21 protein-coding genes are annotated in these 19,505 nt (G+C 73.7%); 12 read left to right on the forward strand and 9 right to left on the reverse strand.

Annotated features, from left to right (window positions below; all coding sequences use genetic code 11):
* Positions 1–2: 2 nt before the first annotated feature.
* Together MNZ27_RS11485 and MNZ27_RS11490 are read right to left on the reverse strand one after the other, a co-directional pair.
* The gene (locus tag MNZ27_RS11485) at positions 3–302 is read right to left on the reverse strand and encodes an HAD family hydrolase (RefSeq protein ID WP_242394215.1); all 300 of its coding nucleotides are present in this window, start codon (positions 300–302) and stop codon (positions 3–5) included.
* Between the two features lie 273 nt (positions 303–575).
* A complete protein-coding gene (locus MNZ27_RS11490; protein ID WP_242394216.1) occupies positions 576–1,790 on the reverse strand; it encodes a DUF1015 domain-containing protein in 1,215 nt (404 codons plus the stop codon).
* Between the two features lie 188 nt (positions 1,791–1,978).
* Here MNZ27_RS11490 and MNZ27_RS11495 point away from each other — a divergent pair, with 188 nt between their 5' ends.
* From MNZ27_RS11495 to MNZ27_RS11510, 4 genes are all read left to right on the forward strand, one after another.
* Positions 1,979–2,797, forward strand: coding sequence for a hypothetical protein (locus tag MNZ27_RS11495; RefSeq protein ID WP_242394217.1), 819 nt, complete (start codon positions 1,979–1,981; stop codon positions 2,795–2,797).
* Between the two features lie 398 nt (positions 2,798–3,195).
* A complete protein-coding gene (locus tag MNZ27_RS11500) occupies positions 3,196–4,695 on the forward strand; it encodes a CxxxxCH/CxxCH domain c-type cytochrome (RefSeq protein ID WP_242394218.1) in 1,500 nt (499 codons plus the stop codon).
* Between the two features lie 148 nt (positions 4,696–4,843).
* The gene (locus MNZ27_RS11505; protein ID WP_242394219.1) at positions 4,844–5,620 is read left to right on the forward strand and encodes an NYN domain-containing protein; all 777 of its coding nucleotides are present in this window, start codon (positions 4,844–4,846) and stop codon (positions 5,618–5,620) included.
* Positions 5,621–5,937: 317 nt separating this feature from the next.
* Entirely contained in the window at positions 5,938–7,095 is a 1,158-nt protein-coding gene (locus tag MNZ27_RS11510; protein ID WP_242394220.1) for an acyltransferase family protein, read from the forward strand.
* Positions 7,096–7,112: 17 nt separating this feature from the next.
* On the opposite strand, the gene MNZ27_RS11515 is transcribed toward MNZ27_RS11510, so the two are convergent.
* On the reverse strand, positions 7,113–7,526 hold the full coding sequence (locus MNZ27_RS11515; protein ID WP_242394221.1) for a hypothetical protein: 414 nt from the start codon (positions 7,524–7,526) through the stop codon (positions 7,113–7,115).
* Positions 7,527–7,738: 212 nt separating this feature from the next.
* Here MNZ27_RS11515 and MNZ27_RS11520 point away from each other — a divergent pair, with 212 nt between their 5' ends.
* Together MNZ27_RS11520 and MNZ27_RS11525 are read left to right on the forward strand one after the other, a co-directional pair.
* The gene (locus MNZ27_RS11520) at positions 7,739–8,551 is read left to right on the forward strand and encodes a 3'-5' exonuclease (RefSeq protein ID WP_242394222.1); all 813 of its coding nucleotides are present in this window, start codon (positions 7,739–7,741) and stop codon (positions 8,549–8,551) included.
* Positions 8,552–8,697: 146 nt separating this feature from the next.
* Positions 8,698–9,297: a PAS domain-containing protein gene (locus MNZ27_RS11525; RefSeq protein ID WP_242394223.1), complete on the forward strand. Its 600-nt coding sequence runs from the start codon at positions 8,698–8,700 to the stop codon at positions 9,295–9,297.
* 72 nt (positions 9,298–9,369) lie between these two features.
* Here the strand turns inward: MNZ27_RS11525 and MNZ27_RS23585 are convergent, their stop codons facing one another.
* Genes MNZ27_RS23585 through MNZ27_RS11535 form a run of 3 tightly spaced genes read right to left on the reverse strand, consistent with a single transcriptional unit; the run spans position 9,370 to position 12,724 of the window.
* Entirely contained in the window at positions 9,370–9,501 is a 132-nt protein-coding gene (locus MNZ27_RS23585; RefSeq protein ID WP_277957852.1) for a hypothetical protein, read from the reverse strand.
* Between the two features lie 52 nt (positions 9,502–9,553).
* Positions 9,554–10,657, reverse strand: a complete 1,104-nt coding sequence (locus tag MNZ27_RS11530) for a DNA topoisomerase IV subunit A (protein WP_242394224.1) — start codon at positions 10,655–10,657, stop codon at positions 9,554–9,556.
* A 3-nt stretch (positions 10,658–10,660) separates the two neighbouring features.
* Positions 10,661–12,724 carry a DNA topoisomerase VI subunit B gene (locus tag MNZ27_RS11535; RefSeq protein WP_242394225.1) on the reverse strand — a complete coding sequence of 688 codons (2,064 nt, stop codon included), beginning with the start codon at positions 12,722–12,724 and terminating at the stop codon, positions 10,661–10,663.
* 136 nt (positions 12,725–12,860) lie between these two features.
* Here MNZ27_RS11535 and MNZ27_RS11540 point away from each other — a divergent pair, with 136 nt between their 5' ends.
* Complete coding sequence (locus tag MNZ27_RS11540; protein WP_242394226.1) at positions 12,861–13,793, forward strand: zinc metalloprotease HtpX; 933 nt, start codon at positions 12,861–12,863, stop codon at positions 13,791–13,793.
* A 9-nt stretch (positions 13,794–13,802) separates the two neighbouring features.
* Here the strand turns inward: MNZ27_RS11540 and MNZ27_RS11545 are convergent, their stop codons facing one another.
* Entirely contained in the window at positions 13,803–14,222 is a 420-nt protein-coding gene (locus tag MNZ27_RS11545) for a hypothetical protein (RefSeq protein WP_242394227.1), read from the reverse strand.
* A gap of 116 nt (positions 14,223–14,338) precedes the next feature.
* Here MNZ27_RS11545 and MNZ27_RS11550 point away from each other — a divergent pair, with 116 nt between their 5' ends.
* From MNZ27_RS11550 to MNZ27_RS11560, 3 genes are all read left to right on the forward strand, one after another.
* Positions 14,339–14,752, forward strand: coding sequence for a hypothetical protein (locus MNZ27_RS11550; protein ID WP_242394228.1), 414 nt, complete (start codon positions 14,339–14,341; stop codon positions 14,750–14,752).
* Positions 14,753–14,822: 70 nt separating this feature from the next.
* Entirely contained in the window at positions 14,823–15,311 is a 489-nt protein-coding gene (locus tag MNZ27_RS11555; protein WP_242394240.1) for a peroxiredoxin, read from the forward strand.
* Between the two features lie 14 nt (positions 15,312–15,325).
* Entirely contained in the window at positions 15,326–15,544 is a 219-nt protein-coding gene (locus MNZ27_RS11560) for a hypothetical protein (RefSeq protein ID WP_242394229.1), read from the forward strand.
* A 9-nt stretch (positions 15,545–15,553) separates the two neighbouring features.
* Here MNZ27_RS11560 and ygfZ read toward each other — a convergent pair whose 3' ends face one another.
* Together ygfZ and queG are read right to left on the reverse strand one after the other, a co-directional pair.
* Complete coding sequence (gene ygfZ, locus MNZ27_RS11565; protein WP_242394230.1) at positions 15,554–16,483, reverse strand: CAF17-like 4Fe-4S cluster assembly/insertion protein YgfZ; 930 nt, start codon at positions 16,481–16,483, stop codon at positions 15,554–15,556.
* 35 nt (positions 16,484–16,518) lie between these two features.
* Positions 16,519–17,550 (reverse strand): tRNA epoxyqueuosine(34) reductase QueG, encoded by a 1,032-nt coding sequence (queG, locus tag MNZ27_RS11570; protein WP_242394231.1) that lies wholly within the window; start codon positions 17,548–17,550, stop codon positions 16,519–16,521.
* Positions 17,551–17,657: 107 nt separating this feature from the next.
* On the opposite strand from queG, the gene MNZ27_RS11575 reads away from it, so the two are divergent.
* Both MNZ27_RS11575 and MNZ27_RS11580 read left to right on the forward strand, forming a co-directional pair.
* Positions 17,658–18,515, forward strand: a complete 858-nt coding sequence (locus MNZ27_RS11575) for a DNA-methyltransferase (RefSeq protein ID WP_242394232.1) — start codon at positions 17,658–17,660, stop codon at positions 18,513–18,515.
* Between the two features lie 105 nt (positions 18,516–18,620).
* A complete protein-coding gene (locus MNZ27_RS11580; protein WP_242394233.1) occupies positions 18,621–19,466 on the forward strand; it encodes a CDP-alcohol phosphatidyltransferase family protein in 846 nt (281 codons plus the stop codon).
* The last annotated feature ends 39 nt before the right edge of the window (positions 19,467–19,505 follow it).

Here is a 19,505-nt window from a genome sequence, read left to right on the forward strand (position 1 = left end):
CGTCATCGACGCGCACTGCGCCGGATGGAGTTCCACGGCGCTCCAGTCTCCGACCCCCGCGTCGTCGAGAAGAAGCTGCGGTTTCGGGAGAAAGGCTCGAAGCAGGCGGCGATCCCGAGTTGGTCGGCGACTTCCCGCGCGTACGCGGCCCCGCCTCGGCTCCAGCAGTAGAGCATGGCGCCCTTCTGCCGCAGCGCCTTCACGAGAGCGACGGTTGCCGGAATCGGGATGCGCTTCGTCCCGAAGGTGCGAATCAGGGTGTCGTCGACGTCGACGTAGATGGCAGGCGGGCGGCTCGTCATGTGACGTGGCCGACCCTATCACGCGATCGCTCCTGAACGACGCCGCCGGCGGCGACGGAGACGGCGGGGGCGCGTACTACCCCGGACCACGGCTGAGATCGACTCGACGACGCCCTCGCTCATGGTGAGCGCTGGGCCTTCGTCGTTCATGGCGGCGTGCACATCTGGTGGACTGCACCACGCCCGTGAGGCCGCTCGTGGACCCGCCTCCCAGGGGCCGAACGGCGGCGGCGAGCGTCAGTCCCGTCGCGCCGGACGCTCCCCCTCCCCCGCCTAGAACGCGTGCACGAACAGCCCGGAGCGCAGCTTCGGCTCGAACCAGGTGCTCTTCGGCGGCATGAGCTTGCCGGCGTCGGACACGGCGATGAGCTGTTCGATGCGGGTCGGGTACAGGTGGAGCGCGAGGGACCAGCCCTCCTCCTTCACCCGCCGCTCCAGCTCGGCCGCGCCGCGGATCCCGCCGACGAAGTCCACGTCCTTCGAGGTGCGCGGGTCCTGGATGCCGAACAGCGGCGCGAGGAGCTGCTCCTGCGCGATGGAGCAGTCGAGGGCGGCGACGGGATCCTTCGCGTCGTAGGTGCCGGGCCGGACGCGGGCGCGCCACCAGCGGCCGCCGAGGTACACCCCGAACGAGAGCGGCGACTCGGGGCGCGGATCGCTCGCGGGCTCGAGGTCCATGACGCGGCGGAGCGCGGCGAGGAGCGCCTCCGGCGTCCGGCGCTGGGGATCGCGGACGAGCCGGTTGTAGGCGAGGATCTGCATCTGGTCGTGCGGGAACACGACCGCGAGGAAGGCGCCGTGGTCGCCCGGCTGCCCGCGCCGCCGCGCGTGGACGCGCGACGCGGCCGCCGAGCGGTGGTGGCCGTCGGCCACGTAGAGGGCGGGGACGGCGCGGAAGAGCGCCTCGATCCGCGCGCCGATCGCCGGCGGCACCACCCAGAGCTGGTGGCCCACCCCGTCCGGCGTCACGAGGTCGTACTCCGGCGCCGCGCGCTTCACCTCCTCCACCGCGCGGTCGATGTCGGCCACCGCCCGGTACGTGAGGAACACCGGCTCGTCGTGCGCCGAGAGCGTGTCGATGTGGCGGACGCGATCGTCCTCCTTGTCCGCCCGCGTCTTCTCGTGCTTCTTGATGACGTCGCGGTCGTACTCGTCCACCGAGGCGCAGGCCACGAGCCCGGTCTGCCGGTGCTCGCCCATCCGCTGGGCATAGACGTAGAGGCGCGGCTCGGGGTCCTGCCGGAGCACGCCGCGGCGCACGAGGTCCGCGAGGTTCTCCGCCCCCTTCGCGTAGACGGCGGCGGAGTGCTCGTCGGTCCCCTCGGGGAGGTCGATCTCGGGCCGGGAGACCCGGAGGAAGCTGTCGGCGTTCCCGGCGGCGAGCGCCCGCGCCTCCTTGGTGGAGACGACGTCGTACGGCGGGGAGGCGACCTGGGCTGCGAGGGTCGCGGGCGGGCGCAGGGCGCGGAACGGGGAGAGGGTGGCCATCGGTTGCCTCCGGAGTCGCCGGCGCACGCGCGCCGCAGCGGCTTCTCTTAACAGAACGCGATCCGCCCGACATCCCCTCTTCCTTCCACGGCGTTCCGCCGGCCCGGCCGCCGGCCTCACCGGCTCGCCTTTGCGCCAGCGACCCGTGGTAAGACCTTGGCCATCGACTGCTCCGGAGCACGCACGCCATGACCGTGGCCCCCCTGGCCCTCGCCGCCGCCCTGGGTCTCTCCCCCGTCGCTTCCAAGGCGCCGCCCCCCCACCGCGACGTCCCCATGAGCGCCGAGGAGAAGGCGTTCTGCGCGGACGAGCTCGGGGTGGTGGAACGGCGGGCCCGGCTCTTCCAGGCGCAGGGGCTCTCCGCCGCCGAGATCGACCGGCGCAACGAGGGGGTGCAGCAGAACGTGGCCGAGTGCCGGCAGCGCTTCGGCGCGGAGCAGCGCCGCGCCGCGGAGAAGCAGGCGGACCTCGCCGAGCTGGAGCGCCGCGTCGGGCCGGACGCGACCGAGCTCGAGCGGCAGCGGGCGTGGCGGCAGCTCCGCCGCGAGCGGCTCGCCGTGAAGCCCGCCTCCGCGCTCACGGCCGACGAGCGGGCGGAGCTGCAGGCGGGCACGCAGGAGGAGCTCGCGGCGACCCACCGGACGCTCGACACCACCCACGCCCGCGACCCGCGCTTCATGCGCCAGGTCCACTCCGCCCTCGCCTGCTACCACGGCGAGCGCCGCGCCGCGCTGGAGCTTGAGATCGCGCACGAGGAGAGCCTCGCGAAGGTGGGCGGCGGCGACCGGACCCGGCTCTACGTGCTCCGCTCCGACCTGCGGCAGTCCGACGAGGTGCTCGCGCGGAGCCGCGAGGCGGCGCGGGAGCTCCCGGACGGCCTCGCCCGCTGCTCCGAGCCCCAGACCGCGGTCCTCGCCCACTGCCTCGGCATCCGCGCCGAGGGCAAGAAGGCCGAGCCGGCCTGCGAGTCCGAGGAGCTCCAGCAGTACCTCCGCTTCGTCAGGTAGACGCGCGTTCCGGCCGTGGACGAGGCGCGGCGAGAGCTCGACGCCGCGAACGTGAGCGTCCCGGCGGCCGGGACCGGGTACGCCGTTCGCCCTATAGGCGCGTGCAACGCGCCGGAGTCGAAGGGCGAGCAGCCGTCGCAACGGCGAGAAGACCGAACGTGACGGTCACCCTGGGTGGGTCGCCCGACCAGCCCGCGAGGTCCTCCCTTCGAGGAGGAGGCCTGGTGTAGAGTCGGCGTGCCGTGCGCGCTGCTGCCCGCAGCGACACAGCCCCCGCCGAGCCGCGCCATTTTGAGCGCGGTCAATCCACGGACGGGCCGAGCAGGGCATTCTCCGACGGTATTTCCGCCGTCCCGGGGGTCATCGACGACCCGCCGAGGGAGCGAGGAACCCACGACATGCGCATCGAACGACTCGCATCACTGGCGGTGCTGACCGCCGCCGCCGCCCTCTCGGCCTGTGACAACACGCGGCCGCTCGCGAAGACCGGGGGTAACTGCACCGGCTGTCACGGCGGCAAGGACAACCAGACCGGCGCGCCGCCGTTCGACCGGAACGGGAGCGCCACCTCGCCGGCCGTCGGCGCGCACACCAAGCACGTCCAGTTCGGCGTCGCCTGCAACTCGTGCCACGTCGTGCCGGACAGCGCGAACACCCCCGGCCACATCGAGGGGAAGCCGGCCCGGGTGGTCTTCGGCGGGCTCGCGACCGCGAACGGCGCGACGCCGAGCTACGACCCCGCCACCATGACGTGCTCCTCCACCTACTGCCACGGCGCCACGCTGAACGGCGGCAAGGAGACCACGCAGACCTGGGACGGGCAGATCCTCCAGGGCTGCCAGTCCTGCCACGGCTACCCGCCGGGCGGCGGGCACCCGACGGACTCGAACTGCGTGGGCTGCCACCCGACCACGGTGAACACGGACAACAGCCTCAAGGCCGGCGGCACCCACCTGAACGGCACGATCGACGTCGGGTCCGGCGGCGGCGCGGTTCACCCGGCCGGCTGGGTGACCCAGACGAGCAACGCGAACGGGGTGACCACCCCGCACGGCCTCGCGGTGAACTTCCACGACCCGGCGTACCCGAAGGGCGTCGCCAACTGCACGGGCTGCCACGGCCAGAACCTCGAGGGCTCCGGCGCGGCCTCGGCGTGCACCAAATGCCACCCCGGCAGCGGCGGGGCCTACTGGACGGGCTGCACCTTCTGCCACGGTGACGCGAACCGGACGGTGCCCACCACGGGTGTCAACGCGAACGACGCGAACCTCTTGGCCGCGCCGCCGATGGACACCGCGGGCAACACCGCCGCGGGCACGGGCGCGGTGGGCGCGCACCAGGCCCACCTGGCCGGCAAGGCGATCTCGAGCGGCGTGACCTGCGATCGCTGCCACACCGTGCCGACCGACATCGCCCACGTCACTGCCCCGGGCACCAACCCCGACAAGGTCGTCCTGAAGCAACCGGGGACCACCAACACGGTCGGAACCTTCAACTCGTCCGACGGCTCCTGCTCGAACGTCTACTGCCACGGCAACTTCACGAACGGGAAGGCGCAGACCACCACCGCGACGCCGAACAAGCCGGTCTGGACGGCGACGGCCGGCCAGAGCGACTGCGGCGTCTGCCACGCGTCCCAGACCGGAAATGACGCGACCTGGGGGCATCTCAAGTCCGCGCACATCGCGATCCTCGGGTGCGCCCCCTGTCATCTGAACGGCTACGGCTCGACGACGAACACGTCCCTCGTGAACGCCCCGACGCACGCGGACGGCACACTGAACATCGACAACGCGATCAAGAACTACGGCTACAGCACCACGACGCACACCTGCTCCACCGCAGGGTGCCACGGAGCCGACCTCGCCCACGACTGGACCACCGTTACCGGTCCGTAGCGTCTGGCAAGGCGTTGATCCGCAGAGGCCGGGGGCCCGCTCCCCCGGCCTCTTCTCTTTTTTTCCGGCCCCCGCGCGCCCGCCTCGCGCCCCGCCGGGGGAGACGTTTTCCTTGCGCCCGCCCCCCGGGCCTGCCACGTTGCGCCGCATGAGGCACGAATCCGGCGATCTTCGCATCGCCCTCTTCATCGACTTCGAGAACCTGGTCACCCGCACTGGCATCGCGGCCGAGACCTTCGACCTGCAGCCCGCCCTCGACACCCTGCTCGAGAAGGGCAAGGTCGTCTTCCGCCGCGCCTACGCCGACTGGACCCGGTTCGCGCCGGCGACGAAGCGGCTGCACGACAAGGGCGTCGAGCTGGTGGACGTCCCGCCCTCCACGCAGGCCGGGAAGAACGGCGCCGACGTGCGGCTGGTGGTGGACGCCCTCGAGCTCTGCTACCTGCGCGAGCACATCGACACGTTCGTCATCGCCTCCGGCGACTCCGACTTCTGCCCCCTCGCCTACAAGCTGCGCGAGAACGATCGGACCGTGATCGGGATGGCGGTGAAGGACGCGACCAGCCCGCTCTTCGTGAAGGCCTGCGACGAGTTCATCTACCTGCGGCCCGGCGCGGCCAAGCGCCGCGACGGGGCCGGCGCGAGCGCGGCGAAGGAGAGGGACCGGGAGAAGGAGAAGGAGCGGCCGAAGGACAAGGTCATCCCCGAGCTCGCCCGCGACGCGGTGGCGTCGATCCTCTCCCGCGCCGCCGGCCCGGTGAACCCCTCCGCGATCAAGGCCGCCATCGTCCGCAAGGAGCCGGATTTCGACGAGCGCGACCACGGCTTCTCGTCGTTCACCCGGCTCCTCGAGGCGATGGAGGCGGACGGGCTCCTCCGGCGCGAGCAGGGCGCCAAGGGGCAGTGGTACGTGCTGCCGGCCTGATGTTCACACGGGGGCTGCGCCCCCGCCCCGCCGAGCGAAGCTCGTCGGGGCCCCACCCCGGCTGCGCGGGGCCCGTGACCTCGCGCGCTTCGCTTCGCGATGGCGCGCGAGGTCCCCGCGCGGAGGGGCTGCGCCCCTCCCCCCGCCTACGGCGTGGTCCCCCCACCCTGCGTGATGGCTTCGGGCTACGCCCGAAGCTCCCGGCAAGCGAAGATCATCGAGCCATTGAGCGAATGGACGCCGGGCCCTCCGACCACCGCGGGGCGCCGCCGCCCGGGGCCGTACCGCGCACGCGGCCGGGGGCGCACCTTGCAGCGGTGCAGCCCACCTCGCCGCGGCTCGGCGCCCTGACCGGCCTCCGCTTCGGGGCGGCGGTCGGGATCCTGCTGTTCCACTACGGGGGGCCGCTCGTGGCGGGCGCCCCCGGGTGGCTCGGGCGTCTCCAGCGCGGCGGCTACGCCTGGGTGGGGCTGTTCTACGTCCTCTCCGGGTTCGTCCTCGCGCACGCGAACCCGGAGCCGATGGGCCCGGCCGAGCGCCGCGCCTTCCTCTCCGCCCGCCTCGCGCGGCTCTACCCCGCCTACCTCGTCGCCTTCGCGCTCGCCGCGCCCTTCGCCGTGCAGCGCTGGTGGGACGGCGGCCCCGCGGCCGCGGTGAAGATGGCGGTCGTCGCGACCGCGACCCTGCTGCTGGTCCACGCCTGGGCGCCTCCCCTCGCGCGCCTCTGGAACGCGCCGGGTTGGTCCACGTCGGTGATCGCGTCGTTCTACGCCGCGTTCCCGCCGCTCGCCGCGCGCCTCGGCCGGCTCCGCCGGCGCGGCCTCCTCGCCGCGCTCGCCGGCGCGTGGGCGCTCTCGCTCGCGTTCCCGCTCGCGTACCTCGCCCTCGCGCCGGACGGCCCGGGCGCCGCCGACCTGGCGCACGAGCCGCCCTGGCTGCTCGCCCTCAAGTTCCACCCGGTGCCCCGCGCCGGCGAGTTCGTCGCCGGCGTCGCGCTGGGGCTCCTCCACCGCCGCGGCCTGGCCCTGCCGCGCGCCGGCGGCGCCGCCGCGATCGCCGCGCTCGCCGTTGCGGTCGCGGTGATCGCGTCGGGGCGCGCGCCGTACGTGCTCCTCCACAACGGGCTGCTCGTGCCGCTGTACGCCGTCGCCCTCCTCGGCCTCGCCCGGGGCGACGGCCTCGCCGGGCGTGCGCTCGCGTCGGCGCCGGCGCGCGTCCTCGGGGACGCGGCGTTCGCGCTGTACGCGCTCCAGGAGCCGCTCTGGCGCTGGGCGCGCCTCGTCGGCGGCGATCGCGCCCCGGCCTCGCCGGCGTTCGTCGCGGGGTTCTGCGTCGCCGCGACGGGGATCGCGGTCGCGGTGTCGCTCGCGGTCGAGCGGCCGGCGCGGCGGTGGCTGCGCGCACGGCTCGCCGCGGGTCCCCGGCGCGCCGTCGAGGCGGTCGCCGGGGGGGCGCGCCGCGGCTCCGCGCCGTGACCGACGTCGCCGGGCGATCAGGCCTTCGTGGCGCCGTTCCGCTCGAGCCGCTTCGCCAGCCGATCGAGCTCGCGCGCGAGGCCCTGGACCGGGGCGCGCGAGCCGCTCGCCAGCGCGGAGACGGCGCTGCCCGGCAGCTCCGCGACGCGCCGGAGCGCCGCCGCCCGGAGGTTCTCGGCGCGCGCCCGCAGCAGCCCGAGCCGCCGCCGCACCCCCTCGACCGTCCAGTCCTCGCTCGAGACGCGCGCCAGCGCCTCGTCGAGCTCGCGCAGCGCGCCGTTCCCCGCGCCCAGCGCCCGGCCGAGGCGCTCCCTCGCGTTCGCCTCCAGCGTCCCCAGGCGCGTCTGGAGCTGCTCGAGCGCCGTGCGGCTGGCGGCGGCGGCCGTGGCGGTGGCTTCGCGCGCGACGTCGTGGATCGGGATCTCGGCCATGATGTTCCTCCGCTCGCGTCGCGCCAGGGTGGTCCCAGGATCGAGAGCCCTTGGGCCGCCGCGAGGCGTCGCTGATGGTGAATGATGAGACGCGGCGATCGTAGAGGCTCCGCGCCGTGACGCGGCGCGTTCAAAGGGGTGTGGTCCGGGCGGCGGGTCGCTCTGATGGGGGCTCTCGCTGTCATGTCAGACCAGCCTGCGACAGTGTTCGCGTGCGCAGGTTCGTCACGCTCGACCTGGAGACCGTCCCCGACGAGGCGCTCGTCTCGGCGGTGGACGGCGAGCCGACCCGCCCGTACGCGGAGCAGCTCCGGCGCGTGGTAGACGCCCGCCGCGCGCGGACCGGCGGCCGCAGCGACTTCCTCCCCCTGCCCTATCACCGCCCGATCGCCGCCTGCCTCCTCGAGGCGATCGAGGACGACGGCGTGCTCCACGTGACCGACGCCGACGCGTGGACCGAGGCGCGCGCGCCCGAGGCCGACTTCCTCGAGCGGATCTGGCAGCGGCTCGAGGGGGCGTCGCTCGTCACCTTCCACGGGAAGGGCTTCGATCTCCCGGTCCTCGAGCTCCGCTCCCTCAAGCACGGCGTGCCCACGCCGGCGTGGTTCGCCCCGGCGCGCCGGACCGGCGCCGGCCACCACGACGTGAAGGAGCTGCTCGCCGGGTGCGCGACGCCGGCCCCCCTGGACCTCTACGCCAAGCTGGTCGGGCTGCCCGGCAAGGAGGACGTCGCGGGCGGGGACGTGCAGGCCCTCTACGCCACCGGCGCGCTCGACCGGATCGCCGCGTACTGCATGACCGACGTCGTGCAGACGTTCCTGCTCTTCCTCCGCCTGCGCCTCGTCGAGGGATCGCTCACGCCCGACGGCTACGCCGAGAGCGCCGCGGGGGCCCGCCAGGCGCTGCCGCGGCTGTTCGCGCGCAGGCTCCGCCCCGCCGAGCGGACCGCCCTCGACGGCTTCCTCGACCGCTGCGCGCGGTTCTTCGTGGCCACCGGCGAGCCCGCGCGCGCCCGGGTCGGCTAGGTCCGGGGCGCCCGCGTCACTCCGGGTGCCGCTCACCCCGGCCGTCACCGTCCGGCGTTCGCGGGGTTCCGGTGGCACCGCCGGTGCATGGTCCGGCGCCGATGCCGCTCTCCGCTCCGCGCAGATCGAGGCCGTTCACCGCAGCCTTGCACCGGCTCGCCGCCGATCGCGATCCCGGCTGTCTCCTCGACACCGACGGCGCTTTCCTGTTCGTGAACGACGCGTGGGAGCGGTTCGCGCTGACGAACGGCGGCGGCTCCCGATGCACCGCGTCGGCGCTGATCGGGACGCGGATGCTCGATCACGTGACGGGGGACGCCCCCCGGCGGATGCTGCGGCAGCTCCTCGAGCGCGCGCTGCGCGCGCACGTGACGCAGACCTCCGAGTGCAACGGACCGGACGTCGCGCGCCTCGTCGCGGCGCAGCTCGAGCCCGTCACGACGGGGGGCGGCGCGCCGGTCGGGATCGCCGTGGTGTACCGGGTCGTGCGCGAGCGGCCGATCGGGGACGTCTACCCGCTCGAGGACGCGACCTCGCGGAGTTGGCGCGGCCCCGCGGGGCTCGAGCAGTGCAGCACCTGTCGCCGCACCCGGCGACCGGACGTGCCGGACGAGTGGGACCTCGTCCCGGGGCTCGTGGCGGCGCCGCCGCGCGACACGCAGTTCGGGTGCTGCCCGCGCTGCCTCGCCCTGCACCACGGGGAGACCGCGGCGGAGGCGACGCGAGCCTCGTCCAGGGACGCGTGAGGCCTCGCCGCCCGAAGCGCGGCGCCGGCCCCCGCGCGGTCTGGCGCGGGGCCGGGCCCGGGGAGCGCGCGCCTACTTCGTCGACCGCTTCGCGCGGCGCTTCCGCTTGACCGAGAGGCCGCGCTTCCCCTTCGCGGCGACGCGCTTCGTCTTCGACCGGTTCGACAGCTTCCGCTTGCTGCGGTTTCCAAGCTTGACGGGCATCCGACCTCCAGAGGGCTTCCGGGTTGACGGAGGCGTTCTACACCGGACCGCGCTACTCGAGCCAGTCGCGATCGCGCAGCTTCCGGGGCAGGTACTCCTCCGTGATGAAGCTGATGCCGCGCCGGGAGAGGGCCTCGAGCTCGAACTTCTGCCCCGACCGCACCATCTCCTGGATCTCGCGCTGCCACTTCGGGTTCTGGAACCACGGATACGCGAGCATCTGCCGGGCGCGCGAGTGGTCCTGGTCGTTCATCGGGATCGACACGTTGGCGGGCAGCTTGTACTTGCCCTTGTCGAACGACGAGAGGCCGATGAAGCGCGCGTCCGGCACCGCCATGCGCATCGACTCGTAGGCGAGGTTGATCGAGCCCTGCTTCATCACCGAGTAGATGTAGAAGCCCCACGGATCGTTGTCGACGAGGACGTAGACCGGGAGCCGGAGCTCGGTGTGGAGCCGCTGGACCAGCCGCCGGACGCCGCGGGGCGGCTGCCCCTGCCCGGTGACGATGACGCACTTCTCGCGCGCCCAGAACCGGTCCTCGTTGAAGCGCCGCCAGACGGCGTCCTTCTCGACGAGGAGGACGTACTTCGCCTCGCTCTTCCCGAACTGGACGACGTGCTCCTCGACGATGGACGGCACCGACCAGCCGCCCGAGCCCATCCGGCGGAGGTCGATGGTGTCGCCGGAGTCGCGGATGGTCATCGGGCCGACCATGGAGCCGCGCCCGGTCGCGAAGAGGTGCAGTTCCTCGCGGAGCGAGTCGATGGCGACCTCGAGATCCTCGATGATCGGGTCGGACTCCTCCTGCTCCTCGAAGGTGTTCTGCTTCGTCTCGCCGAGGCCGTGCTTCGTCATGTAGTAGAGGTCGCGGATGCTCGTGGTCTTGCCCGAGTCGATCAGCTCCTTGCAGGCCTCCGAGACGAGGAACGTCTGCATGAACTTCTTCGCCATGCTGACGTTGAAGAAGTAGCGCTTCTGCTTCTGCCCGCCGAGCTCGATGAGCCGCCGCCGCGGGTTGAACTTCACGTTCGCGAGCGAGCGGATCGGGATCTCCACGAAGGGGCTCTTCCCGCCCTTCACGCTCTTCAGGACCGTGTCCGCGAGGTGCTCGATCTTCTGGACGGTCTTCTTGTCGATCTGGTCGAGGCGCGCCATGGCTTACTCCTGCTCCTCCTCGGCGCGCCGCGGCCGCCGGGTGATCTTCCTCGACTGCTCCTCCAGCGCCGCGTCCTGCTCGGCCAGCTCCTGCTCGGTCACGCGGTCGGCGAGGCGGAGGAACTCGCGCCTGATGGGGTCGGGGCTCTTCTTCGTGATCTTGCCGATCGCCGTCGCGACCTCCTGGATGTAGAGCTCGAAGAGGCTGCGGCGCTGGAGCTGGTAGTCGGCGTGCTGCTTCTTCCGGATGTGCGCGGCGAGCTTGCGGCCGCACTCCTGGGCGGCGAGCTGGATCTCGCGCGTGATCTCCGGGTAGTGGGCGACCGCCTCCTTGGCCTCGCTGGTGAACGGGACCCAGACGCTCGCGATGTGGACGAGGAGCGCCATCGGGCCGACCGGCAGCGCGCCCTTCGGCTGCGAGAGGAGGTAGTTCCGCCAGTCGGTCTTGACGATCGCCTCGGTCATCCCGCAGGCGCCGCGCTGGAACAGGAGCGGCACCCGGTTCGCGAAGCGGAAGAGCTCGATGGGCTTGTCCGCCGGCCACGAGCCGCCGTAGGCGAGCCCGACCTCCACCTGGAAGGGGTTGCCGCGGTAGACCTTGGGCGGGCGGGTGACCGTCGCGATGAAGTAGTTGTGCCCCTTGATCTTCTCGACGCCCTCCTCGGGCGGCGCGTCGGGCACGGCGGGCGCCTCCGCCTTCGCGACCTTCTCCTTCTTCGACGCCTTCTTCTTCCGCGCGGCGTCGAGGTCGAGCTGCTCCTCCTCCTCCGGCCCCTCCGTCTCGATGACGTTCAGGAAGGAGACGAGCCCCTTCTTCATGAGCGCGTCGCCGATCGGGGAGAGCACCTGGGTCGGCGGCGCCATGATCTTGGTGGCGCCGATGGCGTCGTGGAGCCGCTCCGCCAGCTCGCGGTCCTCGGCGAGGTCGCGCGGGCGGACCCTCCCGTTGAGCCCGGCGCGCTTCACGATCTCGTCGGCCACGGCGGGCGACACGCGCGAGAAGGCGGACTGCAGGAACCCCCTCACGTCGTGGCTCTTCGAGTCCTGCGCCATGAGCATCAGCGCGCCGAGCTCGACGCCGTGCGGGTGCGGCTTGATCTCGAGGGCCTCGCGGGGCAGCTCCTCCACCGCGCGGGGGAAGGTGAGCGCCTCCTGGCGCGGGCGGAGGTAGCGGAACGTCGCGTGCGGGTTCGAGAGCGCGGTGTGCTCGACGTAGCGGTTCACGAACCGCTGCCCCTGCTGCCAGTTCGCGACGATCTCCAGCTCGATGCGCGTCCCGTGCTCCGAGGGCCAGTCGGGGAGCTGGCGCTCCTCGGTGACCACCGGCTCGTTCCGCCGGGTGTCGATCTGGATCTCCATGAAGAGCGCGGGCTTGCCCTTGCCGATCCGCGTCGTCATGCGGATGGGGCGCCCGGTGGTGAGCTGGCCGTACATCGCGGCGGCGCTGATGCCGATCCCCTGCTGGCCGCGCGACTGCTTCAGGCGGTGGAACTTGGAGCCGTAGAGGAGCTTGCCGAAGATCTTCGGCGCCTGGGCCTTCACGATGCCGGGGCCGTTGTCCTCGACCACGACGACGAACCGCCCCTCGCCCTTGGTGGGCTCGCCCTCGCCCTTCGCGTCGAGCGCGAGGTCGAGGACCTCGACGGTGATCTCGGGGAGGATGCCCGCCTCCTCGCAGGCGTCGAGGGAGTTGTCCACCGCCTCCTTGATCGTGGTGAGGAGCGCCTTCGAGGCGTTGTCGAACCCGAGGAGGTGGCGGTTCTTGGTGAAGAACTCCGAGATGGAGATCTCGCGCTGCCGCGACGCCATCTGCTCGGCGGTGGCGCGGCGGCGCGGCGCCTGCGGGGCGGCCTCGGCGGCGGCGGCCGGATCCTCGCCGGCGGCCGGCGCCGCGACCGTCGGCGGCGTGCTCCCCCGCGCGCCGCGGGCTGGCCTCGCCACCAGCGAGCGCCCCTTCACCCTCGGCGCCTCGGCCGCCACGAGCTCGAGCTGACCCCCGCGGCGACCGGACGGCTTGCCCTTCCCGAGCTTCCCCACCTTCGCCGCCACCACCTTTCGACCCGCCATCACGCGTAACCTCGCGATATCGCCTGCCCATCGCCCCATAGCACGCCCCCGGTCGGTTCGCGAGAAACCGACGCCGGGCGGCCGTCCGGGCGTCCGCCCGGATTGACGTGCGCGGACCGGTGGTTAGAAGGAGGCCATGCCCTGGAACGATCCGGCCCAGCCCCGCGGGATGCCCACCTCGTCGTCGTTGCCCGGCGTCGGTCGCAACTACGCCAAGACCGCCATGCTCATGGCGTTCCTCATCGCGCTGCTCGCCATCGGCGGGAACGCGATCGGCGGCGCGCAGGGGATGCTCCTCTTCGGCGGCCTCGGGCTGGTCTTCAACTTCCTGTCCTACTGGTTCTCGGACCGGCTCGCCCTCATGGCGAACCGGGCCCAGCCGGTGACGCGCGAGCAGCTCCCGGAGGTCTACGAGATCGTCGAGCGGCTCACCCGCCGGGCGGGCATGCCGATGCCCCGCCTGTACGTCATCCCCACCGAGACGCCCAACGCGTTCGCGACGGGCAGGAACCCGTCGCACGCCGCGGTGGCGGTCACGGAGGGCATCCTCCGGATCCTGAACCGGCGCCAGCTCGAGGGCGTGCTCGCCCACGAGCTCTCCCACGTCCGGAACCGCGACATCCTCATCTCGACCATGGCCGCCGCCATCGCGGGCCTCATCTCGACCCTGGGCTACATGGTGCGCTGGGGCGCGCTCCTGGGCGGGATGCGGCGCGAGGACGATCGGGGAGGCTCGGCGCTGGAGATGCTGGCCTGGGCGGTGCTCGCCCCCATCCTGGCGCTGGTGATCCAGCTCGCCGTCTCCCGGTCGCGCGAGTACGGCGCGGACGCGTCCGGCGCCGAGCTGGTCGGCGACCCCGAGCCGCTCGCGGAGGCGCTCCTCGCCCTCGAGCGCGGGAACGAGGCGATCCCGTACCAGTACAGCGGCCCCGCGACGGCCCACCTGTTCATCGTGAACCCGCTGCACGGCGCGGCAGAGCGGGTGATGAGCCTCTTCTCCACCCACCCGCCCATCGAGGAGCGCGTCCGCCGCCTCCGCGAGATGCGGCCGGGCGTGCGGTTCGCGTAGCGGATCGCGTCAGAGCGTGCAGCTCGGGGTCACCGTGCTGCTCACGGTGAGCGTCCCGTTCACCGGACCGGTCAGGCTGATCGCGCTCAGAGTGTACGTGCCCTCGGCGGTCGGAGCCGTGAACGTGCACGACGGGCCGCTCACCGCGCACGTGGGCGCGCTCTCGGGCGTGCAGGACGACTCGCACGTCTCGACGATCGGGTCGAGGAAGATCTGCCCCTGCGAGAGGCCGCTCAGATCGACCTGGCAGGAGGTCGGGTTCTGGTTGCAGGTCGGGCACAGCTTGACCTTCACGTTGACCTGCGTGCCCGGCCTCACGGTGCAGCTCGCGACCTGCTCCACCTTCGGCACCTCGGTCGGACAGCTGCTCGACCCGCACCCGGCCGCGGCGAGCGCGGCGATCCCGATCCCGAACACTGCGAGCTTCATGGCGTTCGCCTCCTCCACGATCGACGCCGACGGGCGATACCACCGCACCGCCGACCTTGCCAGGGGCCCGGCCGGGCGGATAGACCTCGCCCGGGGCGGCGCGAGGTGAACCTGCCATGATCGTGCGGATCGACGTGGTCCCGATCGTCCTGGAGGCCCGGCGGATCGTGGTCGCCGAGGTGATCGGCGGCTTCCACGGCCAGGCCCAGCTCGGGCGGTTCTGGTTCCCCTCCGGCGTGCTCGGCCCCGGCGAGCAGCCCGGGGAACGGGCCGCGGAGATCGTCAAGGCGCAGCTCGGCCTCGACCTCGAGGGCGTGGTCGTCGTCGGGACGCGGGCGGAGCGGGTCGGCGACGAGGACCACCTGGCGCTCGTCTTCGCGGGCGCCGTCTCGGGGGGCGAGCCCGCGCCGGGACCGCCGGTGAGCGGCTTCTCGGCGCGCACCCTGGCCGAGCTGCCGGACCAGCTCGGCTTCTACCACCGCGACGTCGTGGAGGTGCTCGTGTCGCGCTACGAGCGGCTGCGGGCGTGAACGGCCCCGGGGTCCCCGTTGCCGGACCCCCGCCCCCCGGCTAAGGAAGCGCGCGGAGGCATCGCCCATGATGCTGCCGCTCATCGCCGCCCTGCTCGGGGCCGCGGGCGCCGCGCCGCTCCGGATCGGCGACCGGGCGCCCGACTTCACGCTCCCCGACACCGACGGCCAGCCGGTCTCGCTGTCGGGGCTGCTCGCGCGGGGCCCGGTGATCCTGGCCTTCTACGTGAAGGCGTTCACGCCTGGTTGAACCCGCGAGGTCCAGGCGTACCGGGACCGGTACGCGAGCGTGGTCGCGAAGGGGGCGCAGGTGGTCGGCATCTCGGTGGACGACGTGGCGACGCAGCGCCGGTTCCGGGAGGAGCACGGGCTGCCGTTCCCGCTCCTCTCCGACGCCGGCGGCGAGGTGGCGCGCCGCTACGCCGGGACCATCCCGCTCCTCGGCCTGGCCTGGCGCGCGACCTTCGTCATCGACCAGGATGGGACCGTGAAGCAGATCATCACCGGGAGCGCGGCGATCGATCCGGCGGGGGCGATCACCTCCTGCCCCGTGCACTGAAGGAGGACGAGGTCATGTGGCTGCTCGACACGCTGATCGCCGGGGCGCGGCGACGTCTGCTCGGGATCTCGCCGGAGGAGATCCGGTACACGTTCGAGGACGTGCGCGGCGAGCTGCGCGCCCTGCGGGCGGAGCTCGAGGCGGAGATCGCCCAGGTGCGCCGCGAGCTCGACGCGCTCCCCGAGCGGCAGGACCGCCCGCAGGGCCCCGAGACCCCGGTCGCCGAGGCCTGATCGTCATCATCAGATCCCCGCGGCGCCGGCGAGCCCGTCCTCCACGATCACCCTCCGGACCACCGCCTCTCCTCCCCCGGCGGCGAGCCGCTCGCCCTCCTTCCAGTGGGCGCGCCGCACGTACCCGAGGCCGATCCGCCCCTCCGGGGCGTCCACCGCGCTCGTGACGACGCCGACCTCCTGACCACCGGCCGCGAGCGGCGTCCCGGGCCCCGCGCCGGCCGGGAGCGAGAGCTGGACGAGGCCGCGCTGGAGGTGGCCGCGGGCGGTGGCCCGGAGCACCACCTCCTGCCCGACGTAGCAGCCCTTCGAGAACGAGATCGCCGCGCGGGTGAGGCCCGCCTCCATGGGCAGCCGGGTGGAGTCCAGGTCGGCCCCGAACCGCGCGACCCCCCCGAGGACCCGCAGCACCTCGAGGTCGCCGGCGGAGAGCGCGGCGGCGCCCTCGGCGAGCAGCGCGTCCCGGAGCGCGTCGGCCTCGGCGGGCGCGACCCAGGCGTCCACGCCGGCCGCGCCGCGCCGATCGGTGGGGATCAGGCGGGGAGCGCGCGCGCCGACGCGGGACGCGGCCTCGGGGCCGAGCACCGGCAGGACCCGGAGCGCCCCCGAGACGTCCTCGAAGGTGACCTCGTCCATGATCACGAACTTCTCGAGGTGCGCGCGCACCTCCGCGCCCGCCGCGGGATCGACCTCGAGGAGCACGGCGTCCGGCTCGACGAGGAGGTGCCCCTCGCCGAGGAGGTGCCCCTTCGCGTTCAGGACGGCCGCGTAGGCCGACTGGCCCGGCGCGAGGCGGAGCACGTCCTGGGTGCACATCCGGTGCAGGTAATCGCGGGCGTCCTTGCCGGTGGCGCGCAGGAACGTCCGCGCCAGCGCCGGCCCCACGGCGAGGCCGGTGCGGGCCGCGGCGATCGGATCGAGCTTCGCGGGCGAGGTCATCACCGCTGGATAGCACGCTGCCGCGGCGCGCGCCTTCAGGCGAGCCGCCCCATCGCCCACCGCGCCGCCTCCCGCACCCCCTCGTGCGGGCTCCCGAGGTGCGCCTCCACCGCCGCCCGGTAGCGCCGGTCCCCCGAGCGCCCCGCCGCGAGCAGGGCGTTGCGCACCAGCCCGTCGTACCGCGCCCGCGCCAGCGCCGTCCCGTGGAACCGGCGCCCGTACTCCTCCTCCCCGAGCGCGAGGAGGTCGTCGATCCCGAGGGCGGCCTGCTCCGGCCGCGGCGCGAGCCCCGGGTCGGCGGCCTCGGCCCCGCGGCGGTTCCAGGGGCAGACCGTCTGGCAGTCGTCGCACCCGAACATCCAGCTCCCCAGCTCGCCCGCCACGTCCTTCGGGATCGGCCCGCGCCGCTCGATGGTCCAGAACGAGATGCAGCGGCGCGCGTCCACCAGCCCGGGCGCGGGGATCGCGCCGGTGGGGCAGGCGGGGAGGCACGCCTCGCAGGTCCCGCAGCGCATCGGGTGCGGGGCGTCCGGCTCGAGGTCGCGATCGACGAGCGCGGTCGCGAGCACGACCCAGCTCCCGTGCTCGATCGTGATCAGGCAGCCGTTCTTCCCGACCCACCCGATCCCGGCCCGCTGCGCCCACGCCTTCTCCATGACCGGCGCCACGTCGGCGGTGGCGAGCACCCGCGCGCCGGGATCCACCTCGGCGATCCCGGCGGCGAGCTCCTTGAGCTTCCGCCGCATCACCGCGTGGTAGTCGCGGCCGCGCGCGTACCGGGCCACCTCGCCGGTGCCGGGCGGCGGCCCGTCCCCGCGCCCGCGCGCCGGCGCGCCGTACGCCAGGGCGAGGGCGACCACGCTCCGCGCGCCGGGCAGGAGCCGCGCGGGATCGAGCCGCTCCGCGCGGTGGGCCCCGAGCCACGCCATGTCCGCCTCCCCCCCGAGGGCGAGCATGCGGTCGAGCGGCGCCGGATCGAGCGGCTCCGCGCGCGCGACGCCGCACTTCGAGAAGCCGACGCGGCGCGCGATCGCCTTCACGGCGGCGGTGTCGAGGAGACCGGGCACGGCGCGGGTCTAACACCTGCGCGCCCGTCGCGCCGCGAATCACCCTCCGTGTGGCGAACCCGGCGAAAAAATGGACGCGATCGATATCGCCTCTACGATGGCACGATATGGCGCGATGCCTCGAACTCCACGCCTGGGACGAGCTCCCCGGCACCGCCGAGCGGGGCCCGGGCTGGGCCCTCGTCCAGGGTGACTGCCTGGAGGCGCTCGAGAAGCTGCCTCCGCACTCCGTGGACGTCGCCTTCGCGGACCCGCCGTACATGCTCTCGAACGGCGGCACCACGTGCCAGAGCGGCCGGCGCGCGAGCGTGAACAAGGGCAATTGGGACGCGTCCCGCGGCCTCTCGACGGACACGGCCTTCCAGTCACGCTGGCTCGCGGCCGTCCGCCGGGCGCTCAAGCCGTCGGGCACCCTCTGGGTGTCCGGCACGCAGCACGTGATCTTCTCCATCGGCTACGCGATGCAGGAGATGGGCTACCACCTCCTGAACACGGTGACCTGGTACAAGCCGAACGCCTCGCCGAACCTCGCCTGCCGCTTCTTCACCCACTCGACCGAGCTGCTCCTGTGGGCGAGCCCGTCGAGGTCCCGCCCCCTCGCGCACCGGTTCAACTACCGCGCGATGAAGGAGGCGAACGGCGGCAAGCAGATGCGCGACCTGTGGGCGATCTGCGAGCGCCCGGAGCCGGAGGGCGAGCAGGTGGTCTGGTCGGTGCCGACCCCGGGCCCGCGCGAGAAGGTCCACGGGCGCCACCCGACGCAGAAGCCGCTCGCCCTGCTCGAGCGGGTCCTCGCCGCGAGCGCCGCGCCCGGCGACCTGGTGCTCGACCCATTCGCGGGCTCCGGCACCACCGGCGTCGCCGCGCTCCGCACGGGCTGCCGCTTCCTCGGGCTGGAGCGCGATTCGGCGTACGTGGACCTCGCGGCGCGACGGCTGCGCGCCACCCTGCTCGATCCCGAGTAGGTCGTCGCTGGGCTCGCGCGCGGCCGGCCGCCCGCACCGCGTCCGGCCGGGCGGCACCCGACGCGCCGCGTGTCGGCGCGCCGCGAAGGTGGCTAGATTCGCGCCGTGAGCCCGCGAACGGCAGAGGCCCTCCTCCCGCTGCTCGGCCTCGTCGCCTTCCTGCTCGCGACGATGGCCGTCTTCGCGGCGCGGGCGGTCCTCTTCGGCCCGATGCACGATCCGGAGATCGTGAAGCGGCAGCGGACCATCCTCGCGAAGTTCTTCCAGGAGTGGTGGATCTGGCTCTGGGGCCCGGTCGAGCGGCTCTGCCTCCGGCTGCGGCTCCCCCCCGACGCGATCACCGTCGCGAGCGCGCTCGTCGCGGGCGCGGCGGCGGTGCTGATGGGGCTCGGCCACCTCTCGCTCGGCGGGTGGACGTTCCTCTTCGGCGCGAGCCTCGACTTCATCGACGGCCGCGTCGCGCGGGCCACCGGCCGCGTCAGCCGGGCGGGCGCGTTCCTCGACTCCACGCTCGACCGGGTGGGCGAGCTGCTGATCTTCGGCGGCCTCGCGATCTGCTACCGCGGCTCCATCGTCCTCCTCGCGCCGCTCGCGGCGGCGGGCGCGTCGCTCGTCGTGTCCTACGCGCGGGCGCGCGGCGAGGCGCTCGGCGCCGGCGACGTCGCGAAGATCGGCGGGATGCAGCGCCCCGAGCGCATCGTCGTGACCGGCGTCTCGTGCGCGCTGTCGCCGCTCTTCGACGTGGGCTGGGGACCCGGCACCGGGCGCGCGGTGGTGGCGAGCGCGCTCGCGGTGCTGGCGGTCCTCGCCGCCGGGACCGCCGTCCGCCGCACCTGGGTGATCTACCGCTCCCTCCGCGGCCTGGAGCCCGCCACGGAGTCGCGGCCGCCGTTCCGGCTCGCCGACGTCTTCCGGCTCGACGCCGCCCGGCGCCGCAAGGCCGCCCGCTGACCGGGCGCGCAGCGCCCCTCCGGCGCGCCGGCCGCCGCT

The sequence above is a fragment of the Anaeromyxobacter oryzisoli genome, from assembly GCF_022690765.1.
In the GTDB taxonomy this organism is placed as follows: domain Bacteria; phylum Myxococcota; class Myxococcia; order Myxococcales; family Anaeromyxobacteraceae; genus Anaeromyxobacter; species Anaeromyxobacter oryzisoli.